This is a genomic window from Psychrosphaera sp. F3M07 (genome assembly GCF_018860345.1).
Classification (GTDB): Bacteria; Pseudomonadota; Gammaproteobacteria; order Enterobacterales; family Alteromonadaceae; genus Psychrosphaera; species Psychrosphaera aquimarina.
Map to the genome: position 1 here is coordinate 1 of NZ_JAHKPJ010000002.1, position 15,953 is coordinate 15,953.

Sequence of the window (15,953 nt, forward strand, 5' to 3'; positions counted from 1 at the left end):
GTTGCTCAAATTGGTCAAGAGCCATTAAGGCTTCTTCTTCTGTGATGGATTGGTATATTCGCTTTAAATCAGCCGTGATGGCTTTGTAATCTTTCCACGGTACGAACTTCAATGAATTACGCACCATATGGACAATACACAGCTGTATCTGGGTTTCAGGATAAACGGTATTAATTGCATCAGGGAAGCCTTTAAGGCCATCCACACAGGCAATTAAGATATCTTTAACACCTCTATTTTAAGCTCGGTCAGCACATTAAGCCAGAACTTAGCGCCTTCATTTTCTGATATCCACATACCGAGTAATTCTTTATGGCCTTCGACATTCACCCCTAACGCAAGATACACAGCTTTGTTAATGACTTGTTTATCCTGTCGTATTTTAACAACCAAACAATCTAAATAGACAATGGGGTAAACCGCATCAAGTGGCCGAGCTTGCCACTCAACGACTTGTTCAATGACGGCATTCGTGACACGAGAAATAAGAGTTGGTGATACGTCCGCATCGTACATTTCTTTAAACGTTGCAACGATATCCCGTGTTGTCATGCCTTTGGAGTACAGGTATAAAATCTTGTCATCCATTGATGTAAAGCGGGTTTGATTCTTTTTTACAAGCTGAGGTTCAAAACTAGCGTCTCTATCTCGAGGGGTATCTAAGTCGACTTCACCATCTTCTGTTCTAATAGTCTTAGGTGAATAACCGTTACGGTAATTGTCTTTAGTGGATTGCTCATGGCGAGAATAACCAAGATGCTCATCCAGTTCAGCATTCAACGCTGCTTCAACGGTTACCTTGGTTAACATTTTACGAAAATCAGTTAGGTCTGCTTCCGTTTTTATTGATTTAGCGGCTTGCTTAGCAAACGCTTCAAGTTCTTTCTTATTCATAATTGCCTATCCTAAACCCTTTATGGGGATTAATAATAGGCAATTACACAGATTTAGTTACAGGGTCCTTTAGTTTCGAGCTACTAGCCGTGAGTTAAACTCGAAACTCGTCACTCGCAGACTCATCACTATTATACTATTTCCGTCCACCAATCAGGATTATTCAAATACCATGAAATAGTCTTGTCCAATCCATCTTCAAAATTAATACTTGGCTTAAAGTTAAGCGACTTTTCGATCTTCGAAGCATCTATAGCATACCTTTTGTCGTGACCCAGTCGGTCTTTAACATAAGTGATCAATTGCTCTGCTTGGTTGTTATGAACACTAATAGCATTGGGATATTTGTCGATTAAAGCTTGGTTCTTACTAAATTGGAAATTCATGTTTTTACAAATTAAGTTAACGATATCAATATTGGTCCATTCATTATTTCCACCAATATTATAAACTTCTCCATATGTTCCTTTATTCAAAATGCTTTCAATGCCTCGGCAATGATCTTCCACCCATAACCAATCACGGATCTGTTTACCATCGCCATAAATGGGTATTGCTTTGTTGTTTAATATATTAGTAATTGTTAACGGGATTAATTTTTCAGGATAATGAAACGCACCATAGTTATTAGAGCAATTGGATATTGTTGAGTTTAAGCCATAAGTTTCAAAATATGAACGAACTAAATGATCAGATGATGCTTTACTTGCCGCATATGGAGAATTGGGTTGGTACTGATTTGTTTCCTTAAATGGTAGTTCTGACGAGGTTAGTGACCCATACACCTCATCGGTTGATATATGATGAAAATGATGTTTCTTTACATTATTATCAAACCAATATTGCTTTGAAGTCATAAGTAAATTATGTGTACCAATAATATTTGTTTTAATAAAAGCATCAGGTTCTGTTATTGAACGATCAACATGAGACTCGGCAGCAAAATGGACTACCGTATCAATGTTGAACTTTGGGAAAATGTCATTCAACAAGCTTGAATCACAAATATTTCCGTGAATAAATTCAACATTCTTTTGTGTTAATACTGTGGCAATGTTTGCTTTATTACCAGCATAAGTTAGCGCATCAAGAATGACTATTTTATCAGTGGGGTATCGGGCGGCCCAGTAGTTAACAAAGTTTGAACCAATAAAACCACAACCTCCTGTTATTAATAAATTTCTCATTAGAAGTTTTGTTCACTAATTAATTTTAATAAATATTCACCATAACCGCTTTTTTGTAATGGTTTAGCAATTTCTGTTAGTTCTTTGGTTGATATCCATTTATTACGCCAAGCTATTTCTTCCGGACAATTAATTTTTAGTCCTTGTCTTTTATCAATAGTTGCTATGAATTGGGCGGCGGCTAATAGATCGTCATGGGTTCCAGTATCGAGCCAAGCAACACCTCGGCCAAGGTTAATTACATTCAACTGTTCTATTTTTAAATATTGATTGATCACATCAGTGATCTCTAATTCACCTCTTGCGCTTGGCGTTACGTTTTCGGCTATACCTACTGCATTTTCATCGAAAAAGTATATGCCAGGAATAGCAAAATTTGACTTTGGTTTTTGTGGTTTTTCTTCAATGGAAATGGCTCTACCAGCATTATCAAATTCAATAACGCCATAACGTTGAGGGTTTGAAACATGATAACCAAATACGGTACAACCTGAACTTTGGTTTTTAGCTTGTCTTAGCAATTGCGGCAGTGTTTGCCCATAAAAAACGTTATCACCAAGGATTAAAGTTACAGGTGAGCCAGACAAGAAAGATTTGGCGATAATTAATGCTTGTGCAAGTCCATCAGGTGTTGCTTGTACTTCATATGCAAAGCTCAACCCCCATTGATTACCGTTACCTAATAAAGCTTGAAAACGAGGAAGATCTGCAGGGGTCGAAATAATTAGAATCTCTCTTATACCAGCTTGCATTAGCGTTGCTATCGGGTAATAGATCATTGGCTTATCATAGATAGGCATTAGCTGTTTGCTAACCACTTGAGTGAGCGGATATAGACGCATCCCTGACCCACCTGCTAAGACAATACCTTTCAAATCAACCTCGGCTTTAAACTTTTTTGAAATTATAGTTATACAATATCACGGCCAACTTTTAAGATCTCTTTTGAAATTAAAAACGAGAATACTTCAGTGACGAGTGACGAGTGACGAGTGAATAGTGACGAGTGAATAGTGACGAGTGAATAGTGAATAGTGAATAGTGAATAGTGAATAGTGAATAGTGAATAGTGAATAGTGAATAGTGAATAGTGAATAGTGAATAGTGAATAGTGAATAGTGAATAGTGAATAGTGAATAGTGAATAGTGAATAGTGAATAGTGAATAGTGAATAGTGAATAGTGAAGAGTGAATAGTGAATAGTGAAGAGTTTGAGCCCCTCTAGTTTCGAGCAGCGAGTTTAACTCGCAACTCGTCACTCGCAGACTCATCGCCTTGCCGCCCTTTTATTCGTAGCTCGCCTCTCGTGTGCTCGCTGCCGTCATGCCATTGACTAAACAAAATTGGGCAAAGTAGTAAGTGATCATTATCCATATATGTGAGTAGGGGATCTCCATATAAAACTTATTAAGGCCAATTAAGGAGTCGGAGATCACAAAGCTTATGCCGCCGATAACAAGCCACTTATTAATTTTAGCACTTAACACTGTGGCAATTGCCATGCTCAAAAGCACTAACATATAGACTAAAACTGGAATAAATAACTCGTTTAAATTACCGTCCATTAAGCTAAATAGGGCTAATCCAGGGATTAAATAGAGCGGGATAATTAACCAGTTTTGTTTTACCAAAGGCTTGAAGCTAAAGATAAAAAACAAGTGGCCAATCAAAAATGCGCCTAAACCAAAGATAAAGAAATGTTCATGGCCTAATGCCAGTAATATGTCACCACAGGTTGAGAACAAGAGCGCAATCAATAAATAGATAAAGCTTTTTCCGCTGTTATCTGCTGTTTGATTATTGGCGACAAATGGAATTGACGATTTTACGATGACTTGCAGTGACACGATAAATATCAAGACCAACATAGGTAAAATTTTAATTAGCCATGCAAAAGGGTAAGGTTCTACAAAAGTGGTTAAGCAAAATATACTTGCCAGAATAATAAATAAAGCAGTTGTTTTATTAGACATTAATTAATCCTAGAAAGCTTTAAATCTTTAGTATCGAGCTACGAGCTACGAGCTACGAGCTACGAGTTTAATCTCGAAAACTCGTAGCTCGAAACTTAAAACCTTCAATCAATTACTTCAAAGTAAATTTGTTTAGCTGTACTTTCATAACCATCACTTACAACGACCGTTATAAAGGTAGGTTCTCCATCTGTGGTGGCAATACCATTAACAACAACTTTATTTAAAGTGTTGATACTATCTAAATCATTGACGATTTCAATATTGGCACTGGTATTTACCACACTTAATATCTCAACCGTTTCGCCATCTGGATCGGATAAGCTCAAAGATACGCTTGTTTGGATAGGACGTGTGCCTTTCATTACTATCTTATCATCTGAATCTATTACCGGTTTTTCGTTTTCAAAACGGAATTTAGTTGGAATCGTCACGTAGGATGCCGCTGGAAAATCAGCATCATCTTCTATTCTAATTTCCATATCAAACTCCGCACTTTCTGTTCCTGAAGAAACGGACTCATTGATGCCTCTCACATAGTCAAACACAGCGCGTTTGCTCAATCCGAACAATTGCAATTTTTGGTCTACGTAGTTAACGGAAAAGTCATACACATCTTCTCTAAAGTCTTGAATTCTTACTTCAATTTCGTGGGTGCTGCTGTCTGCATCTTCAATAATATAATTAAGCTCACTCTCAAAATCATTGGTGATAACAAGTACAAATTCATCCTCTTCTGTATCCTCTAATTGCTCAATGATAGTTAGAACTGGCGGGTTATTAACTGGAACCACAGTAAACGAAATCTCTCCAGGTGAAGGTAAATCAGCATCATCGCGAGCAACCACATTAAATGTGTAGGCTTGTTCCGTATTTACATTTTCAGGTGTAGTAACGGTAATAGTACCTTCATAAATAAATACATCCGCTGTCTCATTGGTATCTTCAAGTAATACCGGCGTGCTGATCTCAACGATTATATCTGGCGATACATTAGACATGGACATCACCATATCGCCACCATTTAAATCTGAAATTCGGTAATTGATGGTTAAAATTTCATTTTCATCCACTTCATCACTGTAAGGCAATATTTCTAAAATAGGGGCTTCAGGTGAACGTGGAACCACTAAAGTCACATTTTTTTCAGTTAAATTAATGCCATCAAAAGCGGTTAAGGTAATGGCATACTCTTGTTCAAAATCAGAGCTTATATCAACACAAAAACTAATGATCCCAGTATCCTGATCCCAATCGTAAGTCACTAAAGCATTGCTTGATGCAGAATTTAATACCAGTGGGTCGTTATCGTCATCGGTAATGGTGACAAGTGTGCTGTTACATTCCCCCGGTAATATAGAGAAGGACTCTTGTTCTAGTAAAATAACAGGTGGCGCATTATCTGGGCTGATATAACGTATATATACTGAAATTATATCACTGTCGGTTTCACCAAATTCATCTTGAACATATACTTGGATTTCACCTGCGTAATCTTCTTCTAAATCCACTGAAGAAACGGTAAGGATGCCATCCACATAATCTAGAATTAGCTTAGTTTCATCAAAGCTAAATGTTGGTTGCAATTCAGGTTGGTCAATATCATCAACCCCGACAGATAACGAAATATTTTGTTGTTCTATAAATTGAATATCATTAGTTTCTACAATTAATGATGGGGCTGTATTTTTATAAATATTAACGTCAATAACATGTTCACGTCGGCTTTCGAATACATCTTCTAACCAAACAGTAACCTGCGTTGTAAAAGAGGCTTCAGGGCTTGATGCTGTGATAGTTAATATTGTGTCCGTGATTGACGCAACACTTTCACCATCAATATAGGTCACTCCTATTTCAAATGGATGCCTTTCAAAGTCTTCGGTATTAAAAAACTGTTCAATGGTTTTTGTTTCTAACAAGTTGATGGTTGTCGGCAAATCAATAAATGGCGCAATATTAGGATTACCACCTAAAAAATCTAAATAGTTATCTGGAATGTATAAATGATAAGTCAGTTTGGATTCAAACTGTCCGTCACTGGCGGTTATGGTGATCTGGTCGTGTTCCAATTCTGACATATCAGTGGCCATAACATACACATAAGGCTCTTCAATACGGAAAGTATAATTATCTCTTGATGAGGATACCGATATCTCTATGTCGTCGTTATCATCGTCAGAATAAGCAAAGGCAAGCTCTGCCACAATGCCAGTTTCAGTACCGTCCATTTTTTTTATCAAACTTACCGCAACGTTTTCTTCGATATATATTTGTGGACGTGTATTTGGAGATTGTTTTACTTGTTGTGTCACTTTATGCGCGGCAGACGTTTGTGCTTGCACTAAGTTAAAAGTGTAAACATCTTTATTATGTGCATCACTAACTTCTAATACTAATTCATTGTCAGACGCGTCAATCTCGTCGATAGTGTAAATAGTTAAATCAAACCCTGATTCCACTTTGTTAATATGTGTTGCCACATAACTAGGCGCTGACAGAATACGATAAGAAATACGGTCACTATCTCGGTCATAAACACCAAATGCTTTGTGTATAGTTGAATATGGCGTTATGGTTATTTCTGTGTCCAAAAGTGCGATTACAGGCACTTCTTCAGTGGTTAAGTCTCTATTTTTATTAAAATAGATAACGTACATTTTTGACTCATGGATCACACCATCCACATTGGTCACTGCAATGATTTCACCATAGGTATCTTCATTACCTTCTCCAGCCGTTAGTGTAATTTGGGTTTTGTCTTTAGAGATTTTGCCCTTTACGTTATGGGTATTAAAATGGAAGGTTTCTACAATATGGTCTGCTTGTTCGTAGTTACGTTTTATATCAAACGTTATGCTTTCATGCTCAAAAATAGTTTGGTAATCAGAAGGAAAACGAATGTCATATTCCTCTGTATTTTCTGTGGGTGTGGTTGGTGTATCTGGAGTAGGATCTGGGTCGGTATTTTTATCGGTACTCTCAATCACCGTATATTTAATTTCATGGGTGACAAACATGGTGTCACTTTCAAAACGTAAATAAAACGTACCTTCACCTAATGTATCTGCAGCAGTGTATGTAGCTAGGGTTAACTCGTCAGTGACGGAGACCGCTCCGCTTTCTGGTTCTTTACTGAGTTCAAAATTAACGTCAAATTCACCGGTTTTTGAAATTTGTAATGCGATATCAAAGGATTTGCCAGCTTCAACTTCAAAAGCTTCAGTACTGAAATCAACAGAAAATGTGTGGTCAACGTTTGTTTCTTTGTCACTTGAACAAGAAGACAACAGGAGCAAACTGACGAGTAAACATAATTTGGCAGTATATAAATCAAATTTAAACATATGATAACAACAACTGTTTTTTGAGTTTTTGGGGTCTAATTACTGTTAAACGCTTCAACCATAAAGGAAAATTTATAAAAACTAGTTTGGTAACTATGTTACTCAAGGACTATTTATAAATTATAGAGCAATAATAAGACTTGGATAAAAGGTTATCGGCAAAAAGCCTATTTGCTTTAAGGATGTGACGACAAAATTTACGGTGAGTCGCCTTGTAATTTTTGAGGATTATTACAAGGCGAATCTGATAATGAGAAGTTAATCTTTTTGTTGTTTGTAATAGTTTGATTTGTAATCATTTAAAACAATATTGAGCTGCTCTAACGTTAATTCATCTTGGTCTAATTCATAATGCGTCAGAATTAAACGCGCAAGTTCAATACTTGCTTCAATATTTTCAGACACGGCGTTGGTCGCACCTAATTCACGCAATTGATGGCACGTACTGCGGTCATGTCCACGAGCGTATATCGTTAAGTCGGGTAATTGTTTATGAATCGTTTCTACTAATGTTTTTGCTGTCTCAGCTTCATTTACGGTCACGACCATATAAGCGGCGTGTTTGATACCAGCTGAATTCAACACCACAGGTTTTGTTACATCGCCATAATAGATAGGCACACCGAGTTTACTGTAATGAGCCACGGTAGCGGCGTTATCATCAATCGCAATAAAAGGTTGGTTTGCTATGGTCAGTATATCGCCAATAGAGCGTCCAACACGACCATATCCAGCAATTACAACACAATTATTGTCCGGGATCTCAGAGGCGTTATTCACCACTTTACTGCTTTTATTAAAGCGATTCGCTAAATAACCAAGTACAGGCGTAATAAGCATACTTATTAACACCACTAACAATAAAATATCAAACGTGTGGGTATCAAATATTTTGGCTTTTTCAGCTAAAGCAAATAACACTAATGCAAATTCGCCACTTTGCGCCAATATAAAGGCAACCGCCAAACTGCGTTTTGAATCTAAATTAAACATTCTAGATAACGGATATAACAGACCGATTTTTAGAGTTAACAAAGCCGTAACTAATGCTGCAATTAATAAAGGATATTCAATGAGTTTGTCTAAATTTAATAACATGCCCATAGACATAAAAAACAAACCTAATAATAACCCTCTAAATGGCTGAACCTCAGCTCTTATTTGATGTCGATATGCGGAATCAGAAATTAACATTCCAGCTAAAAAAGCGCCCATCGCCATAGATAAACCGGCCAGTTCGGCTAAATACGCAGTGCCTAGAACAATTAACACAGCTGATGCAGTAAATACTTCTGAATTAGCGGACGCTGCTACTTTATGTAAAATAGGATTAAGTAAGTACCTGCCAACTAATATCACGGCCACTAAAATAGAAATGGAGCGAACAAATGCTAAGCCCAGATGTGTGTCAGAACTGCCGTGTACTGATAACAATGGGATCAATGCCAATAAAGGAACCACAGCTAAATCTTGTAATAACAATATGGCCACACTGGTGCGGCCGTATTCTGTATTTAATGATTTTTGATCGGTTAACAATTGCAGCACAAAAGCAGTAGAAGATAATGCTAGGGCTGGACCTATTATAATAGATGCAGGTAAAGACAAAGCGAAACCGTAATAACAAAGCGCACTAATAAGCGCGCCAGACAACAATACTTGTAAACTGCCTAAGCCAAAAACCAGACGCTTGATTTGCCAAAGGAAAGAGGGTTTTAACTCCATACCTATAACAAACAAAAGTAAAACAACGCCAAATTCAGAAATATGAGTGATATGTTCGACGTTATGGATCAGTCCTAAGCCAAATGGACCTGCGACCACACCTGCTATTAGAAAACCTGGAACCGCCCCCAATTTTAATGCCTGACAAATAGGCACAGCTATAACGGCTGCGGTTAATAAAAATATAATCTCTAATATAAAGTCGGACTGCAAAATAGGTACCTATAGTTGTAATTTTAGAGTGACAGGATAGCTCAAATCATAATTGTTTTCTTTGATTCATAACAACTAGTGCGAACAAATTAACAATTATAAGTTAGCACTATCACTCGAGGTAATGTAATTGGGATTAGGTTTTTTAAAGTAAGAGGTCAGTTTATGTCAGTTAGTTACTGATAAGCTGAGAGGGGGTAATTGAATGAGGTATCCATCAAGAGTGTCACAAAAGTCACCCCTAACTTAATTGTAATTAGGGGGTGTATATTTTATTTAGCGGTTGAGCTTCTGCGATTACCTACAGCACTAGAACCAGATCCACGAGCGTTTGGGTTTTGTGAATTTGAGCTGCGTGAACCAGGATTTTGTGAACCAGAGTTTCGTGAACCAGAGCTACGAGAATTAGAATTTCTAGAGTCTGAATTGCGTGCACCGCCACGGCTATTAGCGTTGCGGTTATTAGAACGATTGTTGGAGTTCTCTGCACCTTCATTGTTCGGTTTATATTTTTTAGCCTTTTTGGCTTTTGGAGCTCTAATTTCTCTTGAAGGCGGTAAAGGTACACTTGGTGCAAATTCGTCATCAATCACACGTTCAATGTGTTGTTGAGTTAATTGTTCAATATCGTTGAGGTTTTTGCTTTCATCGGCACAAACCAATGAAATAGCTTTACCTTCAGCACCTGCACGTCCTGTACGACCAATGCGATGAACGTAATCTTCAGCAACTTGTGGTAAGTCAAAGTTAACCACTTGAGGTAATTGATCTATATCGATACCACGAGCAGCGATATCGGTAGCAACAAGTACTCTAACCGTTTTATCTTTAAATCCAGCAAGGGCTTTAGTTCTGGCACCTTGGCTTTTATTACCATGAATAGCCGCAGCACTAATATTTTTACTCTCAAGGGTTTTTGTTAAGCGGTTGGCGCCATGTTTAGTTCGGGTGAATACCAACACTTGTTGCCAATCGTTTTGTTTAATAAGTTTAACCAGTAATTTACTTTTTTTACTCTGATCAACTGGTGTTAACCATTGTTGAACCGTTTTAGCCGTTTCGTTTCTAGGCGTTACTGATATCTCTACAGGATCATTGATAAGACCTTTTGCTAAGTCACGAATATCGTCAGAAAAGGTCGCTGAGAACATTAAATTTTGACGTTTTTGTGGAAGTACTTTTAAAATACGTTTGATGTCATGAATGAACCCCATATCTAACATACGGTCTGCTTCATCTAAAATTAGTACTTCCAAGTCGTTAAACTTAATTGCATTTTGGCTGAACAGGTCTAATAAACGACCCGGTGTTGCCACTAAAATATCCACGCCTTTTCTCAACGCCATCAATTGTGGATTGATTTTAACGCCACCAAAAACAACATGAGAACGTAAAGGTAAGTCTTTACCATAAGTTTCAACACTTTCTGCAACTTGAGCTGCAAGCTCACGAGTTGGTGTTAACACTAAAGCACGTACATGATTTGATTTGGCTTTTTCGCCTTGAGATAACAAATGTAAGAGCGGTAATGTGAAACCTGCGGTTTTACCTGTACCCGTTTGCGCGGCGGCCATGACATCTTTGCCACTTAATACTGCCGGTATTGCTTGTTGCTGAATAGGTGTTGGTGTGTCGTAACCCTTTTCATTAACCGCTGTTAAGATTTTCGGGTTTAGACCTAATTCAGAAAAAAGCATATATTCTCACTATTGTAATTAATTTTGACAGAGCGTCAAAAGGCGGTGAAAGGTACAGTAATAAAGCGATAATGGCAATGTTTCTCTGTATCTATAAGCGTAAAATTGAATAAAAATAGGGCAATCCCTAGAGGGGGATTATTTTTAAAAATGCAAAGACAAGAAGATAACGATCCATTACAGTGACGAAAATGGTTAAATCGTTGCAAAAGGGTAACTGAGTGAGCTGGTTTGTATATATATTACGATGTGCGGATGATTCTTTATATACCGGGATCACCACAGATAAATCTCGACGTTTAACCCAACATAATAAAGGGATTGCCGCAAAATATACACGGGTACGAACCCCAGTTGAAATGGTTTACAGTGAAGATTCACCGGACCGCAGTGCCGCCAGTAAAAGAGAAATCGCCATTAAAAAACTACCTAGGAACAAAAAGTTAGCGCTCATAAACTCAAAAAAAACGGATTAATCTCAATATAACTTGGACGTATTACTTTTGAAGTTAATGTCTGTCGCATTCAACTCAAGGCCTTAGTCACTAAAATAGCATAGTCAACTAAAGTACCATTGCGTTATTAATTACTTATAGACCATGATGAACTCAATTATTTAAACATGAGTTGGTTTATGCAAAACATTAAAGTTAACACCTATTTGTTAATGACGTTGGTGATGGTCCTATCAGCGACATCTGTCGATGTTCAGTCAATTGAAGCCGAAACTAAAAACGTTAATACCGTCACGGATTTTACACCATTAACTCATTTTGGTGATAACCCTGGTGAGCTGTTAGCGAGTGTCTTTTTACCCAAAGCAAAAATGGTTAATAATAAACAACAGAATAAATTAGTTGTGTTATTGCATGGATGTGGGCAAAACGGTGAGACTTTATCTCGTCAAAGCGGTTTGTTGGATTTAGCCCAAAGTCATCAATTTTCATTATTAATCCCACAACAAGTGAGTACGAATAATGCCACGGCTTGTTTTAATTGGTTTTCCCAACAGGATCAACAAACAGAGCAAGGTGAAAGCCTGTCTATCATGAATATGATACGTACAGTGCAATCCAAGTTTAATTTAGAGCAAGTGTATATTGTTGGTTTATCAGCTGGTGGTGCGATGGCCAGTAACCTTTTGAGTCAATATCCTGGTAGCTTTGAAGCTGGAGCCATTATAGCTGGAATACCATTTCCTTGTGCCGACAACCTGGTTAAAGCCATTTCTTGTATGAAATCTGGTTCTGACCTGAGTGCAAAACTACAAGCTGACCGTATTATGAAATTAAACAAAGGCGTAAAACAATGGCCTGAGCTTACCATTATATCGGGCAGCGCTGATGGCATTGTTAATCCAAAAAACTCACTTGATATGGCGCAACAATGGAGTCAACTACATCAAGTTTCAGAACAAGCCCAAACACAAAAAGGTACAAATATGACCACAACCTATTGGGGAGACACCAAAAATGTCGAGCTAATTGAGTTAGATAATATTGGTCATGGTTTTCCGGTAAATCCAAATGTAAAAGGGGGCGGAACGGTGGCACCTTTTGTGGTTGCTTCAGACCTGAGCGCGGCTCAGTATTTAGTTGAAAAATGGATTAATTAAATAAAAACATGTAGTTACGTTTATCCAATAGGTTAAACCATATACTACTATCGTACAGATTTAATATGGTAAAAATTCAGATACAGTTAAAAGGTCAAAAATAATTACACACAATTTGAATAATCGAATTTAAAAAATTAACTAATTAGAAAAAAAATAAAATTAACAGGGTAGCAACATGACAAATAAAAATATCAAAATTACGAGTCTCGCTTTAGCTATTTCAACCGCGTTAGCAAGCAACGTTTTGGTTGCAGCTGAAAATGATAAAAAAGAAAAAGTACAAGGTTTAGAAGTTATTGAAGTGACCGCTCGTAAAACAGCAGAAAACATTCAAAAAGTACCAGTAGCTGTCACGTCATTAAGTGCGTCTGATTTAGCTGAAGCTGGTATCTCAACCATGACAGAAGTACAGCAGTTTTCGCCTAATACCACTTTGCAAACAAGCCGTGGTACTAACTCAACATTAACCGCATTTATTCGTGGTGTCGGCCAACAAGATCCGCTTTGGGGTTATGAACCTGGTGTTGGTATTTATATCGACGATGTTTACATGGCCCGTCCACAAGGTGCCGTATTAGATTTATTAGACGTAGAGCGTATTGAAGTACTTCGTGGTCCTCAAGGGACACTTTACGGTAAAAACACCATAGGTGGTGCCGTTAAGTATGTGACCAAAGAAATGTCAGGTGACATGGAAGCGAATGCTGAACTAACGGTTGGTAGTTATGGCCAAGCGGATATGAAATTAACAGGGCAAGTACCTGTTATTAGTGACAAACTTTATGTTGGGTTTGGTTATGCAAACTTATCACGTGATGGTTACGGTGAATTCTTAAAATCAGCCATTGCTGGCCAAGATAAAGAAAACTACAACAAAGACTTAACTGCAGCTAGATTGACCCTTGAATATCATGCCAGCAATGACTTATTCATGCGTTTAGCGTGGGATAGCACGACGGATAACTCTAACGCGAAAGGCGGTTATCGTTTATTGCCAAGTATATTAACTGATGCACCAGTACCGGATAGTGTGTTTGATTCTTACACCAGCATGCCAACAGAAAACTTAGTGGAGCTTGATGGTTTGAGCTTTATGGTGAACTGGGATGTAAATAAAGATTGGTCTTTAAAATACGTGGCTTCTTCACGTGAAAGTTACTCAGATACTAACATTGACTTTGATAATACCGATTTAGATATTTTTGATGTGCCGGCTATTTACGACGACAACAATACCAGCCATGAATTACAAGCAAATTATGTTGGCGATGGCTTTAAATTAGTTAGTGGTGTGTATTTGTATGACGGCGAATCATGTGGACATTTTGATGCCATTTTAGGTGTATTAGGTCGTTCACTTGCTTTACCTGGTTTAACTCGTGAAGTGACAGGTTGTAACAACAGCACAAGTAGTGCGGTATATGCTCAAGGTAGTTTTAATCTAACCGACGCATTATCACTAACGGTTGGTGCGCGTTACACCAATGAAGAAAAAGAAGCTTATGTAAATAATGGCTTAGCTTACACGGGTGTTTACCCGTCTTCTGGTTGGGTACCTGGTTATGTAAGAGACCCAAGCATTGTATTCCCACAAGTGCTAGGTACAGATACCAACGGTGATGATGTATTAGATGCACCTGCTAAAGCGGATTGGTCTCGATTCACCCCACGTTTGGGCGTTGAGTATCAAATGGATGCAGACACTATGTTGTTTGCAAGTTACTCTCAAGGCTTTAAATCAGGTACGTTTAATCCTAGAGCCACAGTGAATGAAATGGCTGCGGATCCAGAAATTGTTGATTCATTAGAGTTTGGTATCAAGAAAGACTGGAATAATACTTTACGTACTAACATCACTGTATTTTCAATTGACCATAAAGACCGTCAATATATTACAATCACACCATCGCCAGATGACCAAACCGTGCTCAACCAGAACTTAGGTAACATCAAAGGTTCGAGTGTAAGTGGTTTGGAAGCGGAAGTGACATATTCGGCTTCTGCTGATTTAACCTTTAATTTTGCCTTAGGCTTGTTAGATGCAAAAATTGAAGATGATCCAACGTTAGTTGGCGAATTAGTTGGCTTGTCTAATACACCAGATATGACCATGAACTTGTCGGCAAACTACTTAATAGACAGTGATTTAGGTTATTTTGTTGTAACAGGTGGTTATTACTATCGTGATGATTACATCTTGTTTGAGGACAGTGATTTATTGTCGCAAGAAGGTTACGGTATGGTAAATGTCGGTGTGAATTGGGAAAGTAATGAAGGCAATTGGTATGGTGGTTTGTACGCTAAAAACTTAACGGACGAAGAATATCAAGTTGGTGGATATAACTTTGTTGCTGATAATGGTGATGGTACGTACACACCAGGTTTAGGCGGCGACCAGACCTTAGTAGCTTATTACGGCGACCCAATGACATTACATTTAACAGTTGGTTATCGTTTTTAATTAAACGAGTAAAGGCTAACAGTAAAAGTAATAGGTAAGATTATGGAACACGTTAGTGCAAACTAACGTGTTTTTTCTTTTAACATGTTTAAATCAATGTTAGTACTTACCCAAGGTTATTGATTAACTAATACCAAACTAAGGAACATTATGAGCAAAGCAACCGTTGCCATAGCAGATGACCATCCACTGTTTAGAACGGCGTTAAAACAAGCGGTCATACAAAGTTTAGATACTGTCGATATTTTAGAAGCTGAAAATGTAGAGAGTTTATTTGAATTGATTGAACAAAATCCACAATTGGAATTGGTGTTTCTAGACTTGCATATGCCAGGTAATGACGGCTTCACTGGTTTAACAAGATTGCAAAACCATCATCCTGATATATTAGTTATAATGGTGTCCTCTGATGACACGCCTGAGATCATGCAAAAAGCGATTAATTTTGGTGCCGCAGCATTTATCCCTAAGTCAGCAGATTTATCGGTTATTGCCAGTGCCGTGCAGCAAGTATTACAAGGTGAGATCTGGTTGCCTGAAGGCATTGATTTAACGGCCAATAACCAAGAATTAGAAGTTCATAAGCAGTTAGCAAAACAACTTGCACAATTAACACCGCAACAATATATCGTTTTATCACAAATAGCCGATGGCCAATTAAACAAACAAATAGCTTATGATCTTGATATAAAAGAGACCACAGTGAAAAAACATGTTTCTGCGATTTTACTTAAACTAGAAGTCACAAATAGAACTATGGCCGGATTGGTGTTTCAGCAACTTAAGTTATCTTAACCTGATAAAAGGCATTGAATTAAAGTCGTTAATTGGTATTACT

10 protein-coding genes and 1 pseudogene are annotated in these 15,953 nt (G+C 37.7%); 4 read left to right on the forward strand and 7 right to left on the reverse strand.

What is annotated here, in order from left to right; genetic code table 11:
* The 7 genes and pseudogenes from KO505_RS00315 to KO505_RS00345 all read right to left on the reverse strand — a co-directional run.
* A pseudogene (locus KO505_RS00315) lies at window positions 1-894 on the reverse strand (IS256 family transposase); the annotation flags it as partial.
* Between the two features lie 131 nt (window positions 895-1,025).
* Window positions 1,026-2,081: a dTDP-glucose 4,6-dehydratase gene (rfbB, locus tag KO505_RS00320; RefSeq protein WP_216053442.1), complete on the reverse strand. Its 1,056-nt coding sequence runs from the start codon at window positions 2,079-2,081 to the stop codon at window positions 1,026-1,028.
* Complete coding sequence (gene rfbA, locus KO505_RS00325; protein ID WP_216053443.1) at window positions 2,081-2,956, reverse strand: glucose-1-phosphate thymidylyltransferase RfbA; 876 nt, start codon at window positions 2,954-2,956, stop codon at window positions 2,081-2,083. The genes rfbB and rfbA overlap by 1 nt, the downstream gene beginning before the upstream one ends.
* Window positions 2,957-3,367: 411 nt before the next feature.
* Window positions 3,368-4,054 carry a lysoplasmalogenase gene (locus KO505_RS00330; protein ID WP_216053444.1) on the reverse strand — a complete coding sequence of 229 codons (687 nt, stop codon included), beginning with the start codon at window positions 4,052-4,054 and terminating at the stop codon, window positions 3,368-3,370.
* Between the two features lie 104 nt (window positions 4,055-4,158).
* Window positions 4,159-7,401, reverse strand: a complete 3,243-nt coding sequence (locus KO505_RS00335; protein WP_216053445.1) for a hypothetical protein — start codon at window positions 7,399-7,401, stop codon at window positions 4,159-4,161.
* A 258-nt stretch (window positions 7,402-7,659) separates the two neighbouring features.
* Window positions 7,660-9,339 carry a monovalent cation:proton antiporter-2 (CPA2) family protein gene (locus tag KO505_RS00340; protein WP_216053446.1) on the reverse strand — a complete coding sequence of 560 codons (1,680 nt, stop codon included), beginning with the start codon at window positions 9,337-9,339 and terminating at the stop codon, window positions 7,660-7,662.
* A 272-nt stretch (window positions 9,340-9,611) separates the two neighbouring features.
* Window positions 9,612-11,036 (reverse strand): DEAD/DEAH box helicase, encoded by a 1,425-nt coding sequence (locus KO505_RS00345; RefSeq protein WP_216053447.1) that lies wholly within the window; start codon window positions 11,034-11,036, stop codon window positions 9,612-9,614.
* A 221-nt stretch (window positions 11,037-11,257) separates the two neighbouring features.
* Between KO505_RS00345 and KO505_RS00350 the strand changes: the two genes are divergently transcribed.
* From KO505_RS00350 to KO505_RS00365, 4 genes are all read left to right on the forward strand, one after another.
* Window positions 11,258-11,512: a GIY-YIG nuclease family protein gene (locus KO505_RS00350; RefSeq protein WP_216053448.1), complete on the forward strand. Its 255-nt coding sequence runs from the start codon at window positions 11,258-11,260 to the stop codon at window positions 11,510-11,512.
* A gap of 158 nt (window positions 11,513-11,670) precedes the next feature.
* A complete protein-coding gene (locus tag KO505_RS00355; protein ID WP_216053449.1) occupies window positions 11,671-12,651 on the forward strand; it encodes a PHB depolymerase family esterase in 981 nt (326 codons plus the stop codon).
* Between the two features lie 178 nt (window positions 12,652-12,829).
* Window positions 12,830-15,115: a TonB-dependent receptor gene (locus tag KO505_RS00360; protein ID WP_216053450.1), complete on the forward strand. Its 2,286-nt coding sequence runs from the start codon at window positions 12,830-12,832 to the stop codon at window positions 15,113-15,115.
* A 150-nt stretch (window positions 15,116-15,265) separates the two neighbouring features.
* Entirely contained in the window at window positions 15,266-15,910 is a 645-nt protein-coding gene (locus KO505_RS00365) for a response regulator transcription factor (RefSeq protein ID WP_216053451.1), read from the forward strand.
* Window positions 15,911-15,953: the final 43 nt, after the last annotated feature.